Here is a 19,356-nt window from a genome sequence, read left to right on the forward strand (position 1 = left end):
AGGAAAGACGGTTATGCCTATACATTCTGAATCTGGCAGTCTCACCCCCATCGAGGGGGATTCGCCTGCCTTGGGGGACTATTCCTCCCCACGTCTGAAGCCGGGGGCTTCTCGTCCCCCAAACCCCCTATTTTCGGTGAGTCATTGGTTTAAGCCAGGGTGGAAACCAAAGCGAGCAGTTGGACTTCGGGATATAGGGTGAACTGAACCCACTCAACCTCACTGAGTTCGGTTTCGAACTCAGCAACTGCCTCAAGTGAAAAGCCACCCACCCAAATGCTGTATGCAGCACCGAGCTTTAAGTTAGGAGCAATAATTGTGAGATTTCGCTGGCTACTGCTACTCTCCAGCTTTTTGAGTGTTTTTCTCTATACATCCGCCGCCGAAGCGCGTCAACTGCTGTTTTGGCGGTTTGACCGCGCTCAAAACCAGTTGGTCTTTACCACAGATGAGGGCGTTCAGCCGAGGGCGCAACTAATTGCGAATCCGACTCGGCTGGTGATTGATTTGCCCGGAATTCGACTGGGACGCCCGACGATGAATCAACAAGTGGGCGGTGCGATTCAAGAAATCCGAGTCGGACAATTTGAAAACCAAACCACTCGGATTGTGGTGGAATTAGCCCCAGGTTATACCCTAGACCCCCAACAGGTACAATTTAGAGGACTCTCGCCGACGCAGTGGACGGTGAATATCCCTGATCCACAACGGATATCAAGTTTACCCAGTCCGCCTCCCTCAGTCCGAACAGTTAACCCTGAGCGAAGTCGAAGGGTTCCCGATCGCCAATCTCCTCAACCGAGTTCACCCAGAACGGTGACGGTGGAAACATCGGCGACACAAGTGGATAGTTTCCAGGTGACTCGGAATGGATTTTTTATCCATACTGATGGTGGAGAACCGGATCAGATTAAGGTAAAGCGGAGTCGCGATCGCCGCCAGATTGAGATTGAGGTGGAGGGGTTAAACCTCTCCCGGAGTCTGGTTGAGCAAACGTTGGACGTGAATCGCTACGGCGTTAGCCAAATCCAATTCCAAAGGCTGAAAGATTCACCCCCCTTGACTCGGATCACCTTAAATGTTGACCGAGATAGTCCCGATTGGCAGGCATTATACAGCGATGTTGGCGGGTTGGTGATTATCCCTAGAGGAACCTCAGCATCCAGTTTAGAGAGTCGTTCTAATGCTTCGGGTAATGTCCTAGTCTCTTATCCTTCGCGATCGCAAACCTCGAATCGACGAGTCAGCATTAATCAACAAGCAACAATTCAGTCGGTTGAACTGGGAAACAATCAGACTCAACTCTTGATTGAAGCCGATCGCAATATCCAAGCCACCAGTCGTTGGGACGCCAATGAGAGGGCGTACCGGATTACGATCCCTAATGCCCAATTAACCGATCAGGTTAAAGGACCTCAACTGACTGCCAATAGTCCTCTATCACGGGTATTGCTGCGCCAGCAAGACTCTAACACTGTGGTAATTTTGGTGCAGCCAAGTTCGGGAACTCAGATTGGTAGCCTCAATCAAATTAGCGATCGCTTATTGGCGCTACCCCTACAAACCCGACGCGCCACAGTACCGCCCCGTGAATCGATTCCGGTACCGCCGCCAAGTCCATCCCCCACATCCCCAACCTCATTTCCCACGGTTCCCAATAGTCGAATTGTGGTGATGGTTGATCCGGGACATGGCGGGAAAGATCCGGGCGCTGTTGGTATTGGCGGATTACGGGAAAAGGACGTTATTTTACCCATTGCCCAAGAAGTGGCAGCATTATTAGAAAAACAGGGTGTGCAAGCCGTATTAACCCGCAATAGCGATTATTTCGTTGATTTAGCGCCCCGTGTGACCATGGCAGAGCGAGTCAATGCTAATCTATTTGTCAGCATTCATGCGAATGCCATCAGTCTCAGCCGCCCAGATGTGAATGGATTGGAAACTTATTATTTTTCCAGTGGGCAACGCCTTGCCCAGACGATTCACAATAACATTTTACAGACGGTTCCGGTACAGAATCGCGGTGTCCGACGCGCCCGGTTTTATGTACTCAGAAAAACCTCAATGCCAGCAGTTTTGGTGGAAGTGGGGTTTGTCACCGGTCGAGATGATTCGGCGAAATTAAACAATTCAACTCACCGTAGTCAACTAGCACAGGCGATCGCTCGTGGTATCCTTCAGTACATTCAGCAGAATTTTTAGCACAAGTGTTATCGGGGTTTTTAATCATCCCCTTTACTGAGTGGGAAAATTCTTTGACGAATGACAAATGACGAATGACAAATGACGACGAATGACAAATGACCCGATTTTGACCTTAAGGGGAGAAGCACAACACCGTCGTATTGGCGTATTCGATAGTGGTGTTGGCGGACTTACGGTTCTCAGGGAACTCTACCGACAACTTCCCCATGAATCGATTCTTTACTTTGCCGATACCGCCCGACTCCCTTATGGCACCCGTTCCGCCAGGGAAATCGTCCAGTTTGGGCGCGAGATTCTCACTTGGATGGTTGAGCAAGATGTGAAAATGGTGGTGCTGGCGTGTAACACCAGTGACGCCTTAGCCCTAGACACGTTACGCCGTGAGTTTCAACTGCCGATTCTGGGATTAATCTTGCCCGGATCTCGTGCAGCCGTCCAAGTCGGGCGTCGGATTGGCGTGATTGCTACCCCCGCGACGGCGGCGAGTAATGCCTATCGACGCGCTTTATTGGAAGTAGAATCCACGGTTCAAGTTTGGCAAGTCAGTTGTCCAGAGTTTGTCCCCTTAGTGGAACAGAATCGGTTATATGAACCCTATACCTCGGAAGTGGCGTCCCAGTACCTGACGCCGTTACTCCAGCAGCGAATTGATACATTGATTTATGGGTGTACTCATTATCCGTTGTTAGCGCCTGTATTGCGACAAATTTTACCCGCGTCTGTACAATTAATTGATCCGGCTGAACATGTGGTAGCGGCGGCGGCGCAAGAACTGGATTTAATGGGATTAAAAAATAGTTCACCACCGCTACCGACGCGATTTTGTGTCAGTGGTTGTCCGCAGCAGTTTGCTAAGTTGTCGGTACAGTGGTTGGGATGTACTCCAGTTGTGGAAAAAACCTATTTGCCAGATGTATCGCCTGTCTCTATGTCTGTAGAAGCGGTGGAATAAATCAGTGGCGTGCGTGGCACACCTTATTTGGTGGATTAGAATTGTAGGGGCGCATGGCGTGCGCCCAATTTCACCGCCAAATCTATCCCACCATTTTAGCTGTGTCAGTCCAGTAGTGGCGTGCGTGGCACACCTTATTTGATAAATTAACCATTAGCCGCGAAACCGTAGGGGCGCATAGACGTGCGCCCGATTCAATGGTCAAATCTATTCCACCATTTTAGCTGGATCAAAAGAAGGTATTAAGTCTATTGTAGGGGCGGGTTTAGCCGTTTAATCAAGTCAACCGTTAATTCAGGGCGGGTTTTGTTGATAGGTTAGCGGTAAATGCCAAAATTAAATTTCATTACCCGCCCCTACGAATGATTATTTATAAATTTGCTGTTGAATATCTGGCAGGAAAATGATTCTATCATTAACCATTAATCCAGGGCGGGTTTTGTTGAGCAGTTAGCGGTAAATGCCAAAATTAAATTTCATTACCCGCCCCTACGAATGATTATTTATCAATTTGCTGTTGAATATCTGGCAGGAAAATGATTCTATTGTCAACCGTTAATCCAGGGCGGGTTTTGTTGATAGGTTATCGGTAAATGCCAAAATTAAATCCCTAAACCCGCCCCTACGAATGATTATTTATAAATTTGCTGTTGAATATCTGGAACGAAAATGATTCTATCATTAACCATTAATCCAGGGCTAGTTTTGTTGATAGGTTAGCGGTAAATGCCAAAATTAAATTTCATTACCCGCCCCTACGAATGATTATTTATAAATTTGCTGTTGAATATCTGGAAGGGAAATGGTTATATTATCAACCATTAATCCAGGGCGGGTTTTGTTGCTAGGTTAGCGGTAAATGCCAAAATTAAATCCCTAAACCCGCCCCTACAAGAATATCTGGAAGGAAAAGGGTTCTATTGTTAACCGTTAATCCAGGGCGGGTTTTGTTGAGCAGTTAGCGGTAAATGCCAAAATTAAATCCCTAAACCCGCCCCGACAATTATCTAACGGTTTTATAATAAATAGTTAACCTAAGGTGGGTTTTGTCTAGAGGGGATCACCTTGACCAATGACCAATGACTATTTTCACCGTTTACGTTTATGGGCGAATCTGCTGATTCCTTTGGTCTTCGTTCAGCCGTTACCGGGATTGACGCAGACGCCAACGCCTTCTCCTTCTTCCCCACAACTCGCGGCGGAAAGGGAACAGTTACAGAATCAAAAGCTGAAGCAGGAAATCGAGAAACTGGAACAGGAAACCGTCAAAATTGAAAAAGAAGCGGCGAATCTGGATCAGGATTTTTGGGAGGAAAATTCCGCTTTGGTGACAACTATTGCGTCTCTGGCAAATGCGGTGACAGCAATTGTGGCGATTGTTGGTGCTTTTGTTACCATTGGTCGGCAATTGACGGAAATTCGCCGGGAGAAAAAACAACAACTGGATCAACAGTTTACGTCGATTGTGGAACGGTTGGGGAGTCAACAGTCGGAACTTAAGGCAAGTGCAACGGTTTCTCTGTTGACGTTTTTGGAACCGGGGTATGAGAAATACCGGGAACAGGTGTATTTAATTGTTCTGGCGAATTTGAAGTTGGATAATCAAGATCCGACAATTAATCGGTTGCTGGTGCAAGTGTTTGAACAGGCGATTGAGGTTTATTTAAAGCCAGAGTTGACGAAATTAACGGCAACGGAACGGAAGTTTCAATTGGATTTATCGGGGTGTTATATTAATGGGATTACTCTGGCGAATTTAAGTTTAACTCCAGCGAATTTGAGTGAGGCGCACCTGGAACGGGCGGTATTTCGGCAGACGCAACTCATCGGGGCGAGGCTGCAAAAGGCGAATTTGACGTATAGTTATATAGAAGCGGTGAATTTGGATCAGGCGAATCTGAAGGAGGCGGTGTTTAGTGATTATCATAACCGCAGTAAGTCTGATCCCAAAACTAAAATTATTGATTCTAGTTTTAATCAGGCAAATTTAATATCGGTGCAATTGAAACGGTCTACAGTGGTGAATACGACGTTTCGGGAGGCAAGGTTACAGGAAATTCATCTGGATGGAGCGAATTTGAGCGGGGTTTCTTTTGTCCGGGGGAATCTGAATACGGCGTTTTTTAAGGGGGCAAATTTGGAACGGGTGGATTTTGCTGAGGCGGATTTACAGAAGGCGAAGTTTCAAGGGGCGGTATTTGATGAGGCGACGCTGGAGAGTATTGCTAGGAATCCGAGTTGGATGAAGGCTGAGTTTGATGATGATATTACGCAACGGTTGAAGGATAGGATGCCAACTGGGGGGCAGAATTGAGAAGATGGCATTGTCGGTTAATTTCCCCAGGTTTTCCTGACGAATCCTTAACAATGCCACCTTCAGCGCGATTATTTTCGCACGTTTTGCTGTTTGTCCCCAGGTTGTCCTGACGACTTTAGCGTTGTGTCTATTATAGGGGCTGCTGAATAAGTCTTGTGGGGAGGGGAGGGAACAGGGAACAGGGAACGGGGAACAGTAAGGGTTTGAGACTTGTTTACATAAGTTAATCTCGTTAAGTTTATTTCCTCCAACCTACTTAGGTGGGGTACTTTAGCCCTCGTTCGTAGTTGAGGAACTTTAGGCTTATAATTTGTGCAGTGAACCCAAAATTAACCTTTAATTGGGTTGGGTAGAGGATATCGCAAAATTCAATCGGTTGATTTGATAGAGGAAAGGTAGGGGCACGGCATTGCCGTGCCCTTTTTTTTGTCTGATTTTCAGGTTACAGGGTGTGTACCCTGTTTACATTCAACTTGTTTTCCCAGCGAGTGGGAACTTGTTAGTGTATTCACGAAGGGTGATTGAAGCACGAGATGTTTACATTCAACTTGTTTTCCCAGCGAGTGGGAACAGAAGTTGTTGATGGTGCTCAGGCAGGAAAGTACATTGAGGTTTACATTCAACTTGTTTTCCCAGCGAGTGGGAACAACCGTGATTCACATCCCAAGCGGCACCAACCGCTTTGTCGTGTTTACATTCAACTTGTTTTCCCAGCGAGTGGGAACAGTTCGCTCAGGGAGCCTTACGGAGACTGGGTTTCAGCCGCCGAATCGACACCACTGATAAAATTATACGCCATCTGTCCAAAAATCGGAACCAACACACCCCTCAAACCCTTTCTCTGTAAGGCATCGACACCACTCCACGAAAACTATAGGGTTTCAGCGATTTAGCGACTGGTGTCGATTGGTCGATTTCACCGCTATCTTATTCACTTTTCAAGGTTCAGTTAGATTAGCGTTTAATCGAGATTATATCATTAATCGCCAGCCTGAGAAAACCGGTTTATCCTGCTTACTTTTGGTCAGGATTTGGAAAACCTCTCTCCATTCCCCCTTGCCCATTCTAATTTTTAGCGACTGGAGAAGGGCGGGTTTAATGTAGGGGCGGGTTTGACTACTATCATTCAGGGTTGCACCCAGATATAAATAAACCCGCCCCGAATAAGCTATGGGAGAAGGGCGGGTTTATTCAAGTTATCAGTTGGGTGCAAAATGTTATCTGTAAAACCATCCGTGTCAACTTAAGCGATAACCCTTACCCATTCTAATTGTTAGCCACCGGAGAGGGGCGGGTTTAGTTAGGTTGTCAGTTGGGTGCTCCCATGTTATCTGTAAAACCCGCCCCTACACCCCACGTTTTAAGAGATCTTCACCTTAATTTGACACCAATGCTGTAAAACCCGCCCCTACAATTGACTTGAATTAAATCGGGCGCACGTCGGTATTTTATTGGGCGCACGTCGGTGCGCCCCTACGTTTTTTGTGGGGGTTCGGTTTGAGTCAGTTGTGCGATCGCCTTTTCTAATTTATCCTGAATTGGGGAGATTAAACTGGCGGTATCTAAGGCGGTGAATGGGGAATCGGGTTCAGCGATAAAATTTAGACACCCTAAGACTCTGGCTTCCCAATCCATGCGGTTATCGGTATCCCAAGCCTCAAATACGTCTTGTTCCGATAAGCCAAACAGTTGATGGAAATACTGATTCCGTTTGTCAAATGTCACCTCGCCAAACCGCCAAATATCCTTATCCTTCTCTGAGTCAATGGTGCAGCAATAGTCTAAGAAACGATAAAGCTGTTTTCCGAACAGGTTAAAGCGATTTTTATTAGAAAACTCAATATAAGGAGCGCCATATTTATTGAATTGGATTTTATCCTTATACTTGGCATCGGCAAACAAGCGAATTAAACCCTCCACCGCCCGAAAACTATGAAAAAACGCTTCAACCGTATTCCCTTGGTCAAGTCGTACTACTCCTAAATACGCTGCTTCATACCCTGTCCACCACCAGTTACACTTCTGAGTGCGTTCCTGAAGCTTTTGCACCAATTGACTATCGGGATACTGTAACACCGTCTGAGCAAACTGATCAAACTTCGCCGAATTCCAGAGAATCGCCGCGTCTAATAAAATTGCTACGTCTGAGGTTAAATAGGGAGCCAATATCGCTTTCACACCGGAATAATCATAGCGTTCTAGTAATGTTTTTGCCTCTTGTTGGCGAATCCCGCGTAGGTAGGTTGAGCAAGGGAGAATTTGAGTTAATGTTTCATCCCATTCACTACAGACTAAAAATTTAACCCCTTCTCCAAACCGTAATAAGGTTTCAAATTGAACCGCTGAAGAAATGGCTGGAGTGCTGGCTTGATGACTGACATAAATTGTTTTACTCTCGGCTTCCTGATTCTCCGGTTCCTCCAACTGGAGAGAACCTAATTTTTCCCGTACTAGGGTTAAAACATAATCCCAATCATCTAATCCTGGATCATTTGATTTCGGCGCTAGGTTAATCCATTCACAGGGGGTGTTAGGAAACTTATCCGCCGCCTGAAAATATCGGGCTAAAATGGGCTGTAATTTATGGGTATCTTGCCAATAAGGACAGGTGATTTTGCGCTGGGTGTAATTATCGGAGAAAATCTGGGATTGATCGGTTAATAGGACGATAATTTGATCTAACTGATCGGTTTCTGCTTTTAACCGTTCCACAAATGTATCTAACAGGGGAAAAGTTAAATACGAAAAAATCTGTTCCTGTATCTGGGGGGAATGATACTGATAAACCGTTCCCAATACCCTCGGTTCGATCCGATAAAGTTGATTGACATAATTATAGGTTTGCTTGAGTTCAAATTTAATATCATGGCATTCGCTGAGAATATTATCTTCATACCAATCAGTCCACTTTTTATTACTGTACTGGTTTTTCCCTCGTCCCTTTTCTTTACTAATTTTGTCACTGTCTAATTGCACATCACTACTGCCAATCGTAACTATCCAAATTGCCATTATTTTTTTCCTCCCCACAATAATTCAAATCCCTCTGGCTTTTGCTGAAGAAACGCGAGAAACTGCTTAAATTCCGGTGACTCGTCCGGAAACAGAGTTAACAACTCAATAAACCGATTCGTCGATATCGGTTCAAGTTTTCCCTCTTTCTTAATCCAGAGGCGTTTCGGTGGGTACATTCGATGCCACAAGCGACCAATTTGACCCAGTTCTCCGGTTACCGATGTCCGTCTAATACTTTTGTCTTTTTCGCCGCGAACAATACCTTTTTGATAGGGTTTATGTAACCAATCAATCGCCACACATTCATCTCGATTTTTTGCCCATCGTCCCCACACCTGGACGCGAGAGGGATGCCAGGATTCGCGCCAATTGGCAGGATGATTGGGAGTGGGGATTTTTCCTTGTAGTTTCATCCAGGTTTTCGCTGTGTCTAAGACAGAATTAATAAACTTGCTGATTGTTTTAGGACTCCGGACGCGAAAGGCATTTTTGCGGTCAATTTCTCCCGCCCATTGCCAATGACAACCAATTAACTTTTCATACTCATCATCGGGATAAAATAAGCGATGATCTGCCCGTCGCCAAGACTTCCCAAATCCACCAAATACCATGGCAAACCAGATTAAATCCGTGACCAGGTTTTGTAAAGCGGCGTGTTGATCATCAGGGAGGGGGCGAGTTAATGACCAAATCATCTCTCCTTCCACATTATAGGTGGGCTGTTTATACCCATTTTGACCAAATGTCCCTAACCGTAACTCCTCGGTTTCAAACCCTAATTTTAAGAGTCCGACGGTTCCCTTTCCTTGCACGCCACCAAACAATTGTTCCACTAAGGCTTCCGCTGTTTTATCATTGGTTAAGCCCCCAAATAGGCGTAACGCATGACCCCGTAAACTGGCGCGAAAGATAGTAGGACGGAATTCTCCTGTCCCATCAATTAACTTAGCCGCTTGTCCTTGTCCCTTGACCCGAACCTGATATAAAATTGAAGTAGAATCTGTCTCAACCTGTCCATATCCCGCACTAACTCGGGTTCCTAAACCCGCCGCGATCGTGTCGTGCCAAATCTGCCAGATTTCTTGCCATTGTTCGGTAGATAGGGGTTTACTACTAGAGATACTAAATCGTAAGCTTGGTTGAACTAAAGACACTAACGCATAAGCACTTTCTCCTCTTAATAGATGCTTCCCTCTAGTATTTGGGGTTTTCACTTGCCATCCTTGCTGGGGATGGACTAAATCGACTAAGTTTTCTGTCCAATCATTAATCGGATAAGCGCCTTGAAAGCGGAGGATTCCTGGGGTGATATTGGTTTCATCGCCACAGTAAAGATTGCAGCGATTCGGGGGAATTGTTCCTGCTTGTTCGGCTTGTTCACAGGCTTGGCGGAATGCCCCTTTCATGCTACTACCGGGATAAAAGGGAATGCCATAACCCCCAATAACGGGGCGAATCATACCATCATCTTGTCCGCCATTGGTGACGAATCGCCAGCGGATTTGATAGGTTTGGGTTTGGTAAGTGTCGTTTTGACTATCGTCTTGATTGGTGAGGGGAATAAATTCGGCTTTTTCAATCCATTCTTCTGCCCAATATTGGACATCTTGTTTTTCCCCGTCTTTTTCCTTATGGGGGTCAATGTAGTGGAGTTGGCTGCGTCCCCGGATTTGGGCGCGGAACATCATTGGGACTTTTTTGTAGGCGTTGGGGATGGGGTTCATGATTTGGTCAAGTGGCGTTTTACCTGATGGGGGAAATCGTAGGGGCGCACCGACGTGCACCCTAAAAATGCGCGGTTTATTCTATACTAGACTAACATTGGTTCACCCTCTTCCCCTAACCCCTTCTCCCATCAAGGGAGAAGGGGAACCGGAATAATTTATGATACAAAAGATAGCTGGTTATCTTTTCTTGCTCCCTTCTCCCCAAGGTGGGAGAGGGGTTGGGGGTAAGGGGGAATATTGCTAACGTTAACACCGATAACTGATGTGTAAAATGTACAATTGATTCCCCAAATTTAGCGTTATCCATGGTGCGTTACGATTGATAATTTGGGAACGGATACGTTATCATTAATTTACTTGCTAATTTTGTATCGTTGTGCCCACCAAACAATGCAATCACACAGTTGAGTTAAAACCGCGATCGCGACTCGTTGATCCTCAATAGAGAGTTGCCATAATTTCTCAGACATGGCTTGAATTTCGTTGACTTGGTTAGGATTTACCGGGTCATTAGGAATGATTACTCCGGCTTTTTTCATCAGGTTGTGTAATGCATCCCAGGTGTCTTTCCAATAATGGGATTTGCTGTCTTCTCTCCCTTGCAGTCGCAAATGTTCTCCCCAAAATCGTTCTAATCCATAGGCGACTGCTAGCCGCATTTTATGGGATTGATTTAGGGATTGGGGATCGCGTCTGCGGGCGTCTAGGACTAATTTTTGGGCGATGTGATCCAGTTCGTAAGATTGCCAAGCCATGGTTGATTTGTCCTTTGTCCTTTGTCCTTTGTCATTTGTCATTTGTCATTTGTCATTTGTCATTTGTCATTTGTCATTTGTCCTTTGTCATTGGTCATTTGTCAGGGTTTTTCTGCTGAATGAATACCCGACAGCGACCAAATCCAATTGATTCTAATCCGCCAAAATATAATTCTAAGCATCTCTCCTCCTCAAAGGGTTTCCACCCGGTTCTCTTCTGGGCGATGGGGAAGACTAAGACGCTGGCTTCGGGTAAGGCTTCTACATTGAATAAATTTTCAACTTTTTTCATCTCGTCTAAGAGTTTTACCCGACTTTGACGATATAATGCCATATCATGCACCATCGGGGAATTGTCTTTTTGATACCCTTAATTGTGACTTCAACCTCTGACACCTCCGCATCAGGAATCTCTACATCCGCCGCCTTGAGGTGTGACTCTAACCATTCTTGACGTTTGAGTCGCATATCTGCCCGAAATCGTCCCCGAATCGAACTTCCGGGAATGATTCCAGTTTGGATCATTTGATCTCGAAAAATTAGATTCAAATTCCCCGTTTCTTCGCCAGCGGTTGCGCCGACATGGAGGGGGGCGAGGGTTTTAATTATGCCGTAGCCTTGGTGGTACATGGGGGTAATCCTTTGATATCAATGGGTAAACATAAGCCACATCCTAAATGCTTGAGGGGGAATCCTTCTTTGGGAAACCATTCATCAGGAAAATCCCACCAGGTCAGATTTAGGGGGTGTTTGAACACGTAGACGCTTCCCGGAGGAACGGCGTAGCGTCCCCGACTTAAGCGTCCTGTTTTACTCGAATCATAGTCCTGTTTCTCGGCGTCTTTGGGGTGGGATTCACCGATACGATAACGGTAAGGAATCGGTCTATCGGTGAGCATTTTTAGTCCCTGATGGGGAAAGCTGGGATGGTGGGGATAGCGATAGGAGAGTTTATTTGACCCCCAAACGCCGGGGGTAATCAGGGCAAAGGCATGGTGAATCTTTTGGCGCAAGAGTTTATTGATTTTGTGGGTTTCTGAGAGGGTATGCGTCTGAATATCGACTAAATGTCCTTCCCCGCCCAACCGATACCAGCCGCTAGGGAGTTCATAGTTTGCCAGGTAGATTAAGCAATAGTTTTGATCCAGTTGTACGGCATTTTCTAAGAAGAGTCCATCTTGGTTAACGACGTGACGTTCTTGCTGTTTCAGTTGCGGATGTAAAAAGGGGATAAACTCCCAGGGGGCTGTCTTAACGGCTTGACGTTCTCTAAGTTCGTCGGCGGGTAAGTTCCAGCTATAAATCGATTGCCAGGTATAATCAGGATTGAGGTCTTTGTTATCCCGATGCCATCGATACTGACTGAGAATCCAGTTGGTTTTATCGGTGTCACTGGCGGCTGATGAGGGGATTTTTTTCTTGACAAAATACCATTCATCGTCCTCTTTTTCGGCGACGACTTGATGCCAAGGAATCGGCACATAAAAGTCTTTGGGGTCATTCCGTTCTGCCCAAAAAGCACCCACGACAACCAGAGTATTGCTTAAGTCTTTATGATTGGTAAACTGATGTTCCTGATTAGCATGAAAAAATAATCCCGCCATCGTCGCCGCATCCGGGGGGAATTTTGTTCCCGATCGCCCGACGAGGTTCTCTGGTGATAGAAAGGCACCAGCACTACCATACATGAAGCCTAATGGCTTGACGGCGATTAAGTATTTGAAGGAGTTGTCTGACATAATTGCCACCCTACTTGAATCAAGTCGTTAATCCAATTAACGATAACGATATTGGTGTTATCGCCAGCAATATCACTCCATTTATTCTCCTGGTTAAAGGTTTCTCCCGCCTGATTAAAATACAGGTCAAAAATCGCCAAGGCGATATTTTTGCGAATCGGCATTCCCTGCATTTCCTTTAAGCGAATCCCATGACGGGTTTTTAACTGCGCCCAATCACTATAAATATGGTTCCAATTGGGTTCCTCTCCCCAGGATTTGCCGTCGCGATCGCGATACTGGGTGAGAATGGGTAAATTGTCCCAGGGACAAGTCCATTGGACATATTGACCGCTATTAAACACCACCCGAATCGTCAGGCGATCGCGTCCTTGATTTTTTGCCCGTTGTTCGGCTTCTCGACAATGTTGTAAAATATCTCGTTGGGGAACTTGATGTCCTGCCCAAACGAAGCCAACGCTATAGGTAAAGTCCAGATTTAACTGCTGTTTAATCTGCTGTTGTTGCTGTTGCCAATGCTGTTCTAATGTTAATAACCACTGCAAGGCTTCAATCGGTTTAACCTTTTCCGGTGGCGTGGCTGGTTCGGATTCAGGGCTGTATAAAACACCGAGAAAGTCATCGCCTCCGGCATAAATGACTCGTCCTTTTCCCTGGGAAAATAAGTCAGATTTTTTCTGAAAGTCTTGTCCCCATTCTCGGATTAAATGGGTAAATTGTTGCAGATTCGTTGCATCAGGAGGGAGATTTTCCACCGGAGGGAGACGTTCCACGGTCACGTCTCTATCAGGTTCATCAGGGCGACTTGCCAGATGTTTTAATTTATCGCCCACTTTGTCACCATCCCCCATAAACCAACCCGTCCAATATCCGGGGTTGCGAATAATATCCTTAAATTCGGGGTCATCGGGTTTGGCTTTGAGTCTATCGAGTCCAATTGTATCGGCGAGTTTATCGTAGGTAACTAATCGCTTCACTAATTCCGGAATACTTAACCGTTCATTGGGGGCAATATAGCGACCAATTTGATCAGGTTGGGATTGTCGTTCTCTCAACTCTGCCAGAGATAGACTCGATTGTCCCACCCGATAATCCGGGTTATCTAGTAGCCAAGACAAGCGCCGATAAAATAGTTCCATCTCCTCTCGTTCCGATGGGCTGAGTGTATGACCCGGATTAGAATTAAACTTCCCCAATTGATGCCACGCGATCGCATCGGTTCCGGTTAAACTGGAACTTTCCCCCATCCAGTTAATCGCAATCCAATCACGCTTGAGTTTGCGGGTTTCCAAGTCATCCATGGCGGCTTGTACGGAGTCACCATAACCCCAAAACACTTCCCAGGTATAACTTCCCCAGCGTTCCCATTCTCCCTTCTGATGTCCTTTATCGGCTTCTGTTTGTGACCAAAAATACTGATTTTTGGGGATACCTAGGTTATCTTCGATCCACTCTCGGCAGATCGTGAGTATCGTTTGCCATTCGCTTAGTAGAGTCGTTTTGACTAAATTGCGGTCAAATTTCCCTTGTACCAGAATCCGATTCGGCATTCCTTTGGCGACATGGGGTAATCCGGGGGAGATAACCGTGAGGTTTAAGGATTCTGCCTTTTGCACCAGTTTAGAACTTAAAAAGGATAAAATCAGCGATGAGCCATACAAGTCTCGCAGTTTGCGGGATTTTTCGATAAAGCCTTGTACGGGGGCAAAGCTGGCGGCGGTGTAGTCAGACACGGTGGATTTCCTTTGGGTTTGGGTGTCTAGACTGTACTGTAGCAATTGTTCGGGATGTGAGGCTAGGAATTAAACATAATGTAGAGACGTTGCATGCAACGTCTCTACAGGGTTTTTGCGATTTGACCAAAAAGAAGGTAGCGTTCCCCGGATTTGGTATTACTCAGTAGCAAAAGGGGAACGGTTTCCATTCAACTTGTTTTCCCAGCGAGTGGGAAGTTTTCAAAACTACAACAAGGGTGGAAGGGGATTAAACGTTTCCATTCAACTTGTTTTCCCAGCGAGTGGGAAGTCTACCGCTTCTACCGTTTTTCTGGTAGGACTGGCGTTTCCATTCAACTTGTTTTCCCAGCGAGTGGGAAGCAGTTGGGAGGCTGCCAACAATCCCGTTGGTAGTACGTTTCCATTCAACTTGTTTTCCCAGCGAGTGGGAAGGTAACATAAAGGTTACCGCTAGAGTGTCCAATAATGAGGTTTCCATTCAACTTGTTTTCCCAGCGAGTGGGAAGAGTTCGCTCAGGACGCCTTACCCAGACTGGGTTTCAGCCCCCGAATCGACGCATCTCCAAAAACTATACCATATCCAGCCAAAAATCGCCGCCAACACATCCCTCAAATCCTTATCCTGTAAAGCATCGACGCATCTCAACGAAAAATATAGGGTTTGAGCGATTGGGCGAGATGCGTCGATTGGTCAAATTCACCGCAATTTTTCAACCGCCCCCAGCTAAAAAACCTGAGTCAGGGCGGGTTTAATTACTTAGGGTTGCAACCGACAAGATAGTCGTGAAACCCGCCCCTACACAATTCTATTCGATCGCCTGTTGCAACCTAGCCTTATTAACCGAATAGGATAGAGTCTCCAGTGTTTCCAGATTCGTCGCCAACACCGTCTCCACCGTAGCCCCCCAGAAACCACTGACAACTTTACGCCAAGCCTGACGCTGTGGGGAGTGGACATCCAGCTTACACCATTGTGCGATCGCATCAGATAGAATTTCTATTTGATCCGGTAAAGGTTTGATTAACTCCACCAACTCCGCTAAATCTTGGGTCGAAAAAAGCGAACGGTGATGATTTAACAGTTCAATAAACGCAGCAACATTGTGTTGAAAAAATGAATCTGCCGCTGATTGAACAACATTCAGAGGTAAATCTAATCCCTCAGCAATCATCTCCAAACTCGCACCCAATTTCATCATCCGAGGGATAGCCTCTAACTTGGCTTTTAGTTTACCTTTCTGTCTGCCTTCATTTAACCCTTCTTGCTTGGCTTCCTGATAAACCCTAGTGTTTCTGAGTCCACTTATTTCTAACATGGCTTCTATCTCCTCCCGGCTTTTTTGCTGTAATTTCTCAACGATGATAGTTTCTATTAAATCAATCAGGTTTTCTTTTGCCAGTTGCTTAATTTCACGAGAGGTAAATTCATAACTTGCCCCTTGTTCTGGCGCTTGATTAATCAGTTCAAAGAAGATACTGGGAAACTCCTGAAACAAGCTATAAAAAATCGTGTCCGTTTTCACCTTTTCCTAGGGACCTTCAGCACAGAGTTGACACCTGATACTGTGCCACCCCAGAAGCAGAAAATTCCTACAGCAACTATCTTGACAAATTGAACAGCTTATGAGTCATCGAGAACCAACAGGCGATCGCTAATTAGAATTCTCTCCTGAAATCGCCTGCTGTAAGATAGCTTTATTCACCGAAAGCTCAAAGGTTTCCAGCGTTTCCAGATTTTGAGCCAACCATTCCTCCACCGTCGCCGCCACCTTACCAGAGAGACAATCCCGCCAAGCCTGACGCTGTGGGGAATGGACATCCTGCTTACACCATTGTGCGATCGCATCAGATAGCGCTTCTATTTTATCCGGTAAAGGTTTAATTAACTCCGCCAACTCCGCTAAATCTTGAGCCGAAAAAAGCGAACGGCGATGATTTAAAACTTCAATAAACGCCGCCACATTATCTTCAGAAAATGACTGGGTTGCTAGTTGAACAACATTCAAAGGTAAATCTAATCCTTCCGCAATCATCTCCACACTTGCACCCAACTGCATCATCCGATGAATAGCCTCTAACTTGGCTTTGAGTTTGCCTCGTTGTTCACCTTCTACTAACCCTTCTTGTTTCCCTTCTATTAACCCTTCTTGTTTGGCTTCCTGATAAACTTTAGTGTTTCTGAGGTCACTTAATCCTAACATGGCTTGTATCTCCTCTCGGCTTTTTTGCGGTAACTTGTAAACGATGATGGTTTCTATTAAATCAATCAGGTTCCGTTTAGTCGTCTCATCCGTTATCTGAACTTGGGCTTGTTCAATCAAACGCCTTGCCTTTTCTGGGGCTGCCTGTTCCCGCTCAATCACTAGCTTAACAATATTCACCCCAACAGATACCGATGCTTCATCTCCTAACTCATCCAAGTATATCCGAGTCACTCGGCTGAAGAGTTCCCGAAATTGTAACGGCTGTTCCCTCTCAATCCGGCGACTGGGATAAATCACCACCACCTGCCACGGATAAGTCGGTTTATCTTGTCTCAAGTAGAGAAAGAGTTCCGCGAATATCCGATAGTATAAATCCGCGTCGGGTTGAAACTGAACTTCGACGACATAGAAGGGGGTTTCGGCGTTTTCATGGGTAGGAAAAAATACACCATCCAGTCGAAATGCCAGTTGCTTAATTTCACGGGATGTAAATTGATAACTTGCGGCTTGTTCTGGCGCTTGATTAATCAGTTCAAAGAAGATACTGGGAAACTCCTGAAACAAGCTATAAAAAATCGTGTCGGTTTTCACGCGCTCCTGAGACAAATATCACACAGTTGACAAGGGCTACTGTGCCATCCCTGACGGGAAATTTTTCTATGATGACTGTCTTGACAAAATAGATATAATCTGTTTTCAGCCAACCTGATCAGGGCGGGTTTTGTTGAAAGGTTATCGGTGGGTATCGACATTAAATCCCTAAACCCGCCCCTACAATTGACTCGATTAAATCGGGCGCACGTTGACAAAGGGCGCAGGGGGCGTACCCTACGGTTTTTAGGGTGTGGGTTGGGATGGATGGAGTTGTGCGATCGCATCCTTTATCCTGAATTGGGGAGATTCAACTGGCGGTATCTGACGCAGCACGACTAGATAACGAAAACTTTTAACATCGACGTTTCCGTTTTAATATTCTAAAGCCAAGCGGATTTAGGGCTGCCCGAAAACGTCGCGGCTAAATCATGATTTGATCGGGGTTTGAGGATGTAGTATGATGTTATTTAAATCCTGTATTGGGTTTATTTTAGTGCCAATTTTCAGCCGTAAACGCTTCAACGCCTGATAATGCGTTATTTTTTTCGTTTTCGTGTGGGCAACTCTTAAATGCTACAAGCATGTTGCATTACCCAATTGCCTAGACTCGTTTTGCAGCAGATTTGACAAAAAACCCATTTAATGCATTGAATATCTGAACAAAAAAAGACAACAGGTGGAATGGGAATGCAATTATCCACCTGTTAGAAGATGTGCGATCGCATCAAACAGATAAAATGTAATAAGTGGGTCGGTGGAAATATACTCAACACTCCACCAATTCTCTAAGAAGTCTTCAAACCCTTATATAAACAAATGACAAATGACAAATGACCATCTCCAGTTGCCGCCGAAAACAGCATTACTCTTAATCAACCGTAAATCTCGTCAGGGGCAGGAGAATCTAGCCGAAGCCATTCGTCAACTGAAGCAATTGGGTTTTATTGTACTACAAGAATTAACCGAAGATCCACTCAAGCTTCCGGACATAATCCGTCACTATGAAAATCAGGTAGACCTGGTAATCATTGGTGGTGGCGATGGTACACTTAATGCAGCCATAGAGGGATTAGTAGATACTCAGTTACCCTTGGGTATTTTACCCTTGGGAACAGCGAATGATTTGGCGCGGACGTTGAACATTCCCATTGCTTTACCCCAAGCTTGCCAAGTTATTGCTACGGGTCAATATCAGAGAATAGACCTAGGTTTGGTAAATGAGCAATATTTTTTTAATGTGGCTAGTTGTGGGTTAAGTGTGGAAATTACTCAGCGCCTCACCAAAAATGCTAAACGCCGTTGGGGAATTTTGGCGTATATCGCTACAGCATTAAAGGTGATTTGGCAAGCACGACCGTTTCGGGCAGAAATTCGTATCAATGGAGAATCGATTCGGATCAAAACAATCCAAATTGCCATCGGAAATGGGCGACATTATGGTGGGGGAATGACTGTGTTCCATGATGCCACAATTGATGATAAAAAACTAGACTTGTACAGTTTGGAAATGCGTCATTGGTGGCATATTTTATTGATACTTCCTGCATTATGGAAGGGACGTCACACGGATTTACCGGGAGTCCGGACTCTCCACGGTACGGAATTTGAAATCTCTACTCGCAAACCTTGTTCTATTAATACGGATGGAGAAATTACAACCTCTACACCAGCAACCTTTCGAGTGATTCCGCAAGTTATATCTGTTTTGGTTCCCAGATAGGGATGGGTGATTGAAAAATTTAGAGACGTAGTGTCGTGGCACACCTAAAATGGTAGATTAGAATTGTAGGGGCGCAAGGCTTGCGCCCAGTTTAAACGTCAAATCTATTCCACAATTTTAGCTGTGTCAGTCCAGTAGTAGGGTACATCTCTAAGTAGGGGCTGCTGAATAAGTCTTGTGGTGAGGGGGAGCGGGGGAAGCGGGGGAAGCTGGGGAAGCTGAGGGAGCAAGGTGATGCAATGAAACCCTTACAAAGGACAAATGACAAATGACAAATGACAAATGACAAATGACAAATGACAAATGACAAATGACAAATGACAAATGACAAATGACAAATGACAAATGACAAATGACAAATGACAAATGACAAATGACAAATGACAAATGAC

13 protein-coding genes, 1 pseudogene and 1 CRISPR repeat array are annotated in these 19,356 nt (G+C 45.4%); of the genes and pseudogenes, 6 read left to right on the forward strand and 8 right to left on the reverse strand.

Annotation, left to right across the window (positions count from 1 at the left end; genetic code table 11):
* The 4 genes from RIC07_RS25995 to RIC07_RS26010 all read left to right on the forward strand — a co-directional run.
* Positions 1-202 (forward strand): hypothetical protein (locus RIC07_RS25995; protein ID WP_446397041.1); only part of this gene is annotated, 202 nt, incomplete at its 5' end.
* A 116-nt stretch (positions 203-318) separates the two neighbouring features.
* Positions 319-2,202, forward strand: coding sequence for an N-acetylmuramoyl-L-alanine amidase (locus RIC07_RS26000; RefSeq protein WP_446397042.1), 1,884 nt, complete (start codon positions 319-321; stop codon positions 2,200-2,202).
* A gap of 91 nt (positions 2,203-2,293) precedes the next feature.
* The gene (murI, locus tag RIC07_RS26005; protein WP_446397043.1) at positions 2,294-3,157 is read left to right on the forward strand and encodes a glutamate racemase; all 864 of its coding nucleotides are present in this window, start codon (positions 2,294-2,296) and stop codon (positions 3,155-3,157) included.
* 1,072 nt (positions 3,158-4,229) lie between these two features.
* Entirely contained in the window at positions 4,230-5,471 is a 1,242-nt protein-coding gene (locus RIC07_RS26010) for a pentapeptide repeat-containing protein (protein WP_446397044.1), read from the forward strand.
* 1,476 nt (positions 5,472-6,947) lie between these two features.
* Here the strand turns inward: RIC07_RS26010 and RIC07_RS26015 are convergent.
* The 8 genes and pseudogenes from RIC07_RS26015 to RIC07_RS26050 all read right to left on the reverse strand — a co-directional run bounded on the left by RIC07_RS26015 (position 6,948) and on the right by RIC07_RS26050 (position 17,241).
* Positions 6,948-8,486: a hypothetical protein gene (locus RIC07_RS26015; protein WP_446397045.1), complete on the reverse strand. Its 1,539-nt coding sequence runs from the start codon at positions 8,484-8,486 to the stop codon at positions 6,948-6,950.
* Entirely contained in the window at positions 8,486-10,213 is a 1,728-nt protein-coding gene (locus tag RIC07_RS26020; protein WP_446397046.1) for an RAMP superfamily protein, read from the reverse strand. Before RIC07_RS26020 ends, RIC07_RS26015 begins: the two co-directional genes overlap by 1 nt.
* 356 nt (positions 10,214-10,569) lie before the next feature.
* On the reverse strand, positions 10,570-10,971 hold the full coding sequence (locus RIC07_RS26025) for a hypothetical protein (protein ID WP_446397053.1): 402 nt from the start codon (positions 10,969-10,971) through the stop codon (positions 10,570-10,572).
* A 94-nt stretch (positions 10,972-11,065) separates the two neighbouring features.
* Positions 11,066-11,601, reverse strand: a pseudogene (locus RIC07_RS26030) (RAMP superfamily CRISPR-associated protein).
* Positions 11,577-12,710 carry a type III-B CRISPR module-associated Cmr3 family protein gene (locus tag RIC07_RS26035; RefSeq protein WP_446397047.1) on the reverse strand — a complete coding sequence of 378 codons (1,134 nt, stop codon included), beginning with the start codon at positions 12,708-12,710 and terminating at the stop codon, positions 11,577-11,579. Before RIC07_RS26035 ends, RIC07_RS26030 begins: the two are co-directional and overlap by 25 nt.
* Positions 12,683-14,443 carry a Cas10/Cmr2 second palm domain-containing protein gene (locus RIC07_RS26040; RefSeq protein ID WP_446397048.1) on the reverse strand — a complete coding sequence of 587 codons (1,761 nt, stop codon included), beginning with the start codon at positions 14,441-14,443 and terminating at the stop codon, positions 12,683-12,685. The genes RIC07_RS26035 and RIC07_RS26040 overlap by 28 nt, the downstream gene beginning before the upstream one ends.
* Before the next feature lie 182 nt (positions 14,444-14,625).
* Positions 14,626-14,952: a CRISPR direct-repeat array (repeat unit 37 nt; unit sequence CGTTTCCATTCAACTTGTTTTCCCAGCGAGTGGGAAG).
* A 300-nt stretch (positions 14,953-15,252) separates the two neighbouring features.
* Positions 15,253-15,969, reverse strand: coding sequence for a DUF2887 domain-containing protein (locus tag RIC07_RS26045; protein WP_446397049.1), 717 nt, complete (start codon positions 15,967-15,969; stop codon positions 15,253-15,255).
* Between the two features lie 129 nt (positions 15,970-16,098).
* Positions 16,099-17,241 carry an Rpn family recombination-promoting nuclease/putative transposase gene (locus RIC07_RS26050; RefSeq protein ID WP_446397050.1) on the reverse strand — a complete coding sequence of 381 codons (1,143 nt, stop codon included), beginning with the start codon at positions 17,239-17,241 and terminating at the stop codon, positions 16,099-16,101.
* Positions 17,242-17,388: 147 nt separating this feature from the next.
* Here RIC07_RS26050 and RIC07_RS26055 point away from each other — a divergent pair, with 147 nt between their 5' ends.
* Entirely contained in the window at positions 17,389-17,583 is a 195-nt protein-coding gene (locus RIC07_RS26055; protein ID WP_446397051.1) for a hypothetical protein, read from the forward strand.
* A gap of 484 nt (positions 17,584-18,067) precedes the next feature.
* Positions 18,068-18,964, forward strand: a complete 897-nt coding sequence (locus RIC07_RS26060; protein ID WP_446397052.1) for a lipid kinase — start codon at positions 18,068-18,070, stop codon at positions 18,962-18,964.
* Positions 18,965-19,356 lie beyond the last annotated feature (392 nt).

The organism is Coleofasciculus sp. E1-EBD-02, assembly GCF_040218245.1.
Lineage (GTDB): Bacteria > Cyanobacteriota > Cyanobacteriia > Cyanobacteriales > Coleofasciculaceae > Coleofasciculus.

Bases quoted from the DNA above. Each gene is read 5' to 3' on its own strand.
- murI (WP_446397043.1), top strand. From the start codon at position 2,294: ATGACAAATGACCCGATTTTGACCTTAAGGGGAGAAGCACAACACCGT.
- RIC07_RS26010 (WP_446397044.1), top strand. From the start codon at position 4,230: ATGACCAATGACTATTTTCACCGTTTACGTTTATGGGCGAATCTGCTG.
- RIC07_RS26015 (WP_446397045.1), bottom strand. From the start codon at position 8,486: ATGGCAATTTGGATAGTTACGATTGGCAGTAGTGATGTGCAATTAGAC.
- RIC07_RS26020 (WP_446397046.1), bottom strand. From the start codon at position 10,213: ATGAACCCCATCCCCAACGCCTACAAAAAAGTCCCAATGATGTTCCGC.
- RIC07_RS26025 (WP_446397053.1), bottom strand. From the start codon at position 10,971: ATGGCTTGGCAATCTTACGAACTGGATCACATCGCCCAAAAATTAGTC.
- RIC07_RS26035 (WP_446397047.1), bottom strand. From the start codon at position 12,710: ATGTCAGACAACTCCTTCAAATACTTAATCGCCGTCAAGCCATTAGGC.
- RIC07_RS26060 (WP_446397052.1), top strand. From the start codon at position 18,068: ATGACAAATGACCATCTCCAGTTGCCGCCGAAAACAGCATTACTCTTA.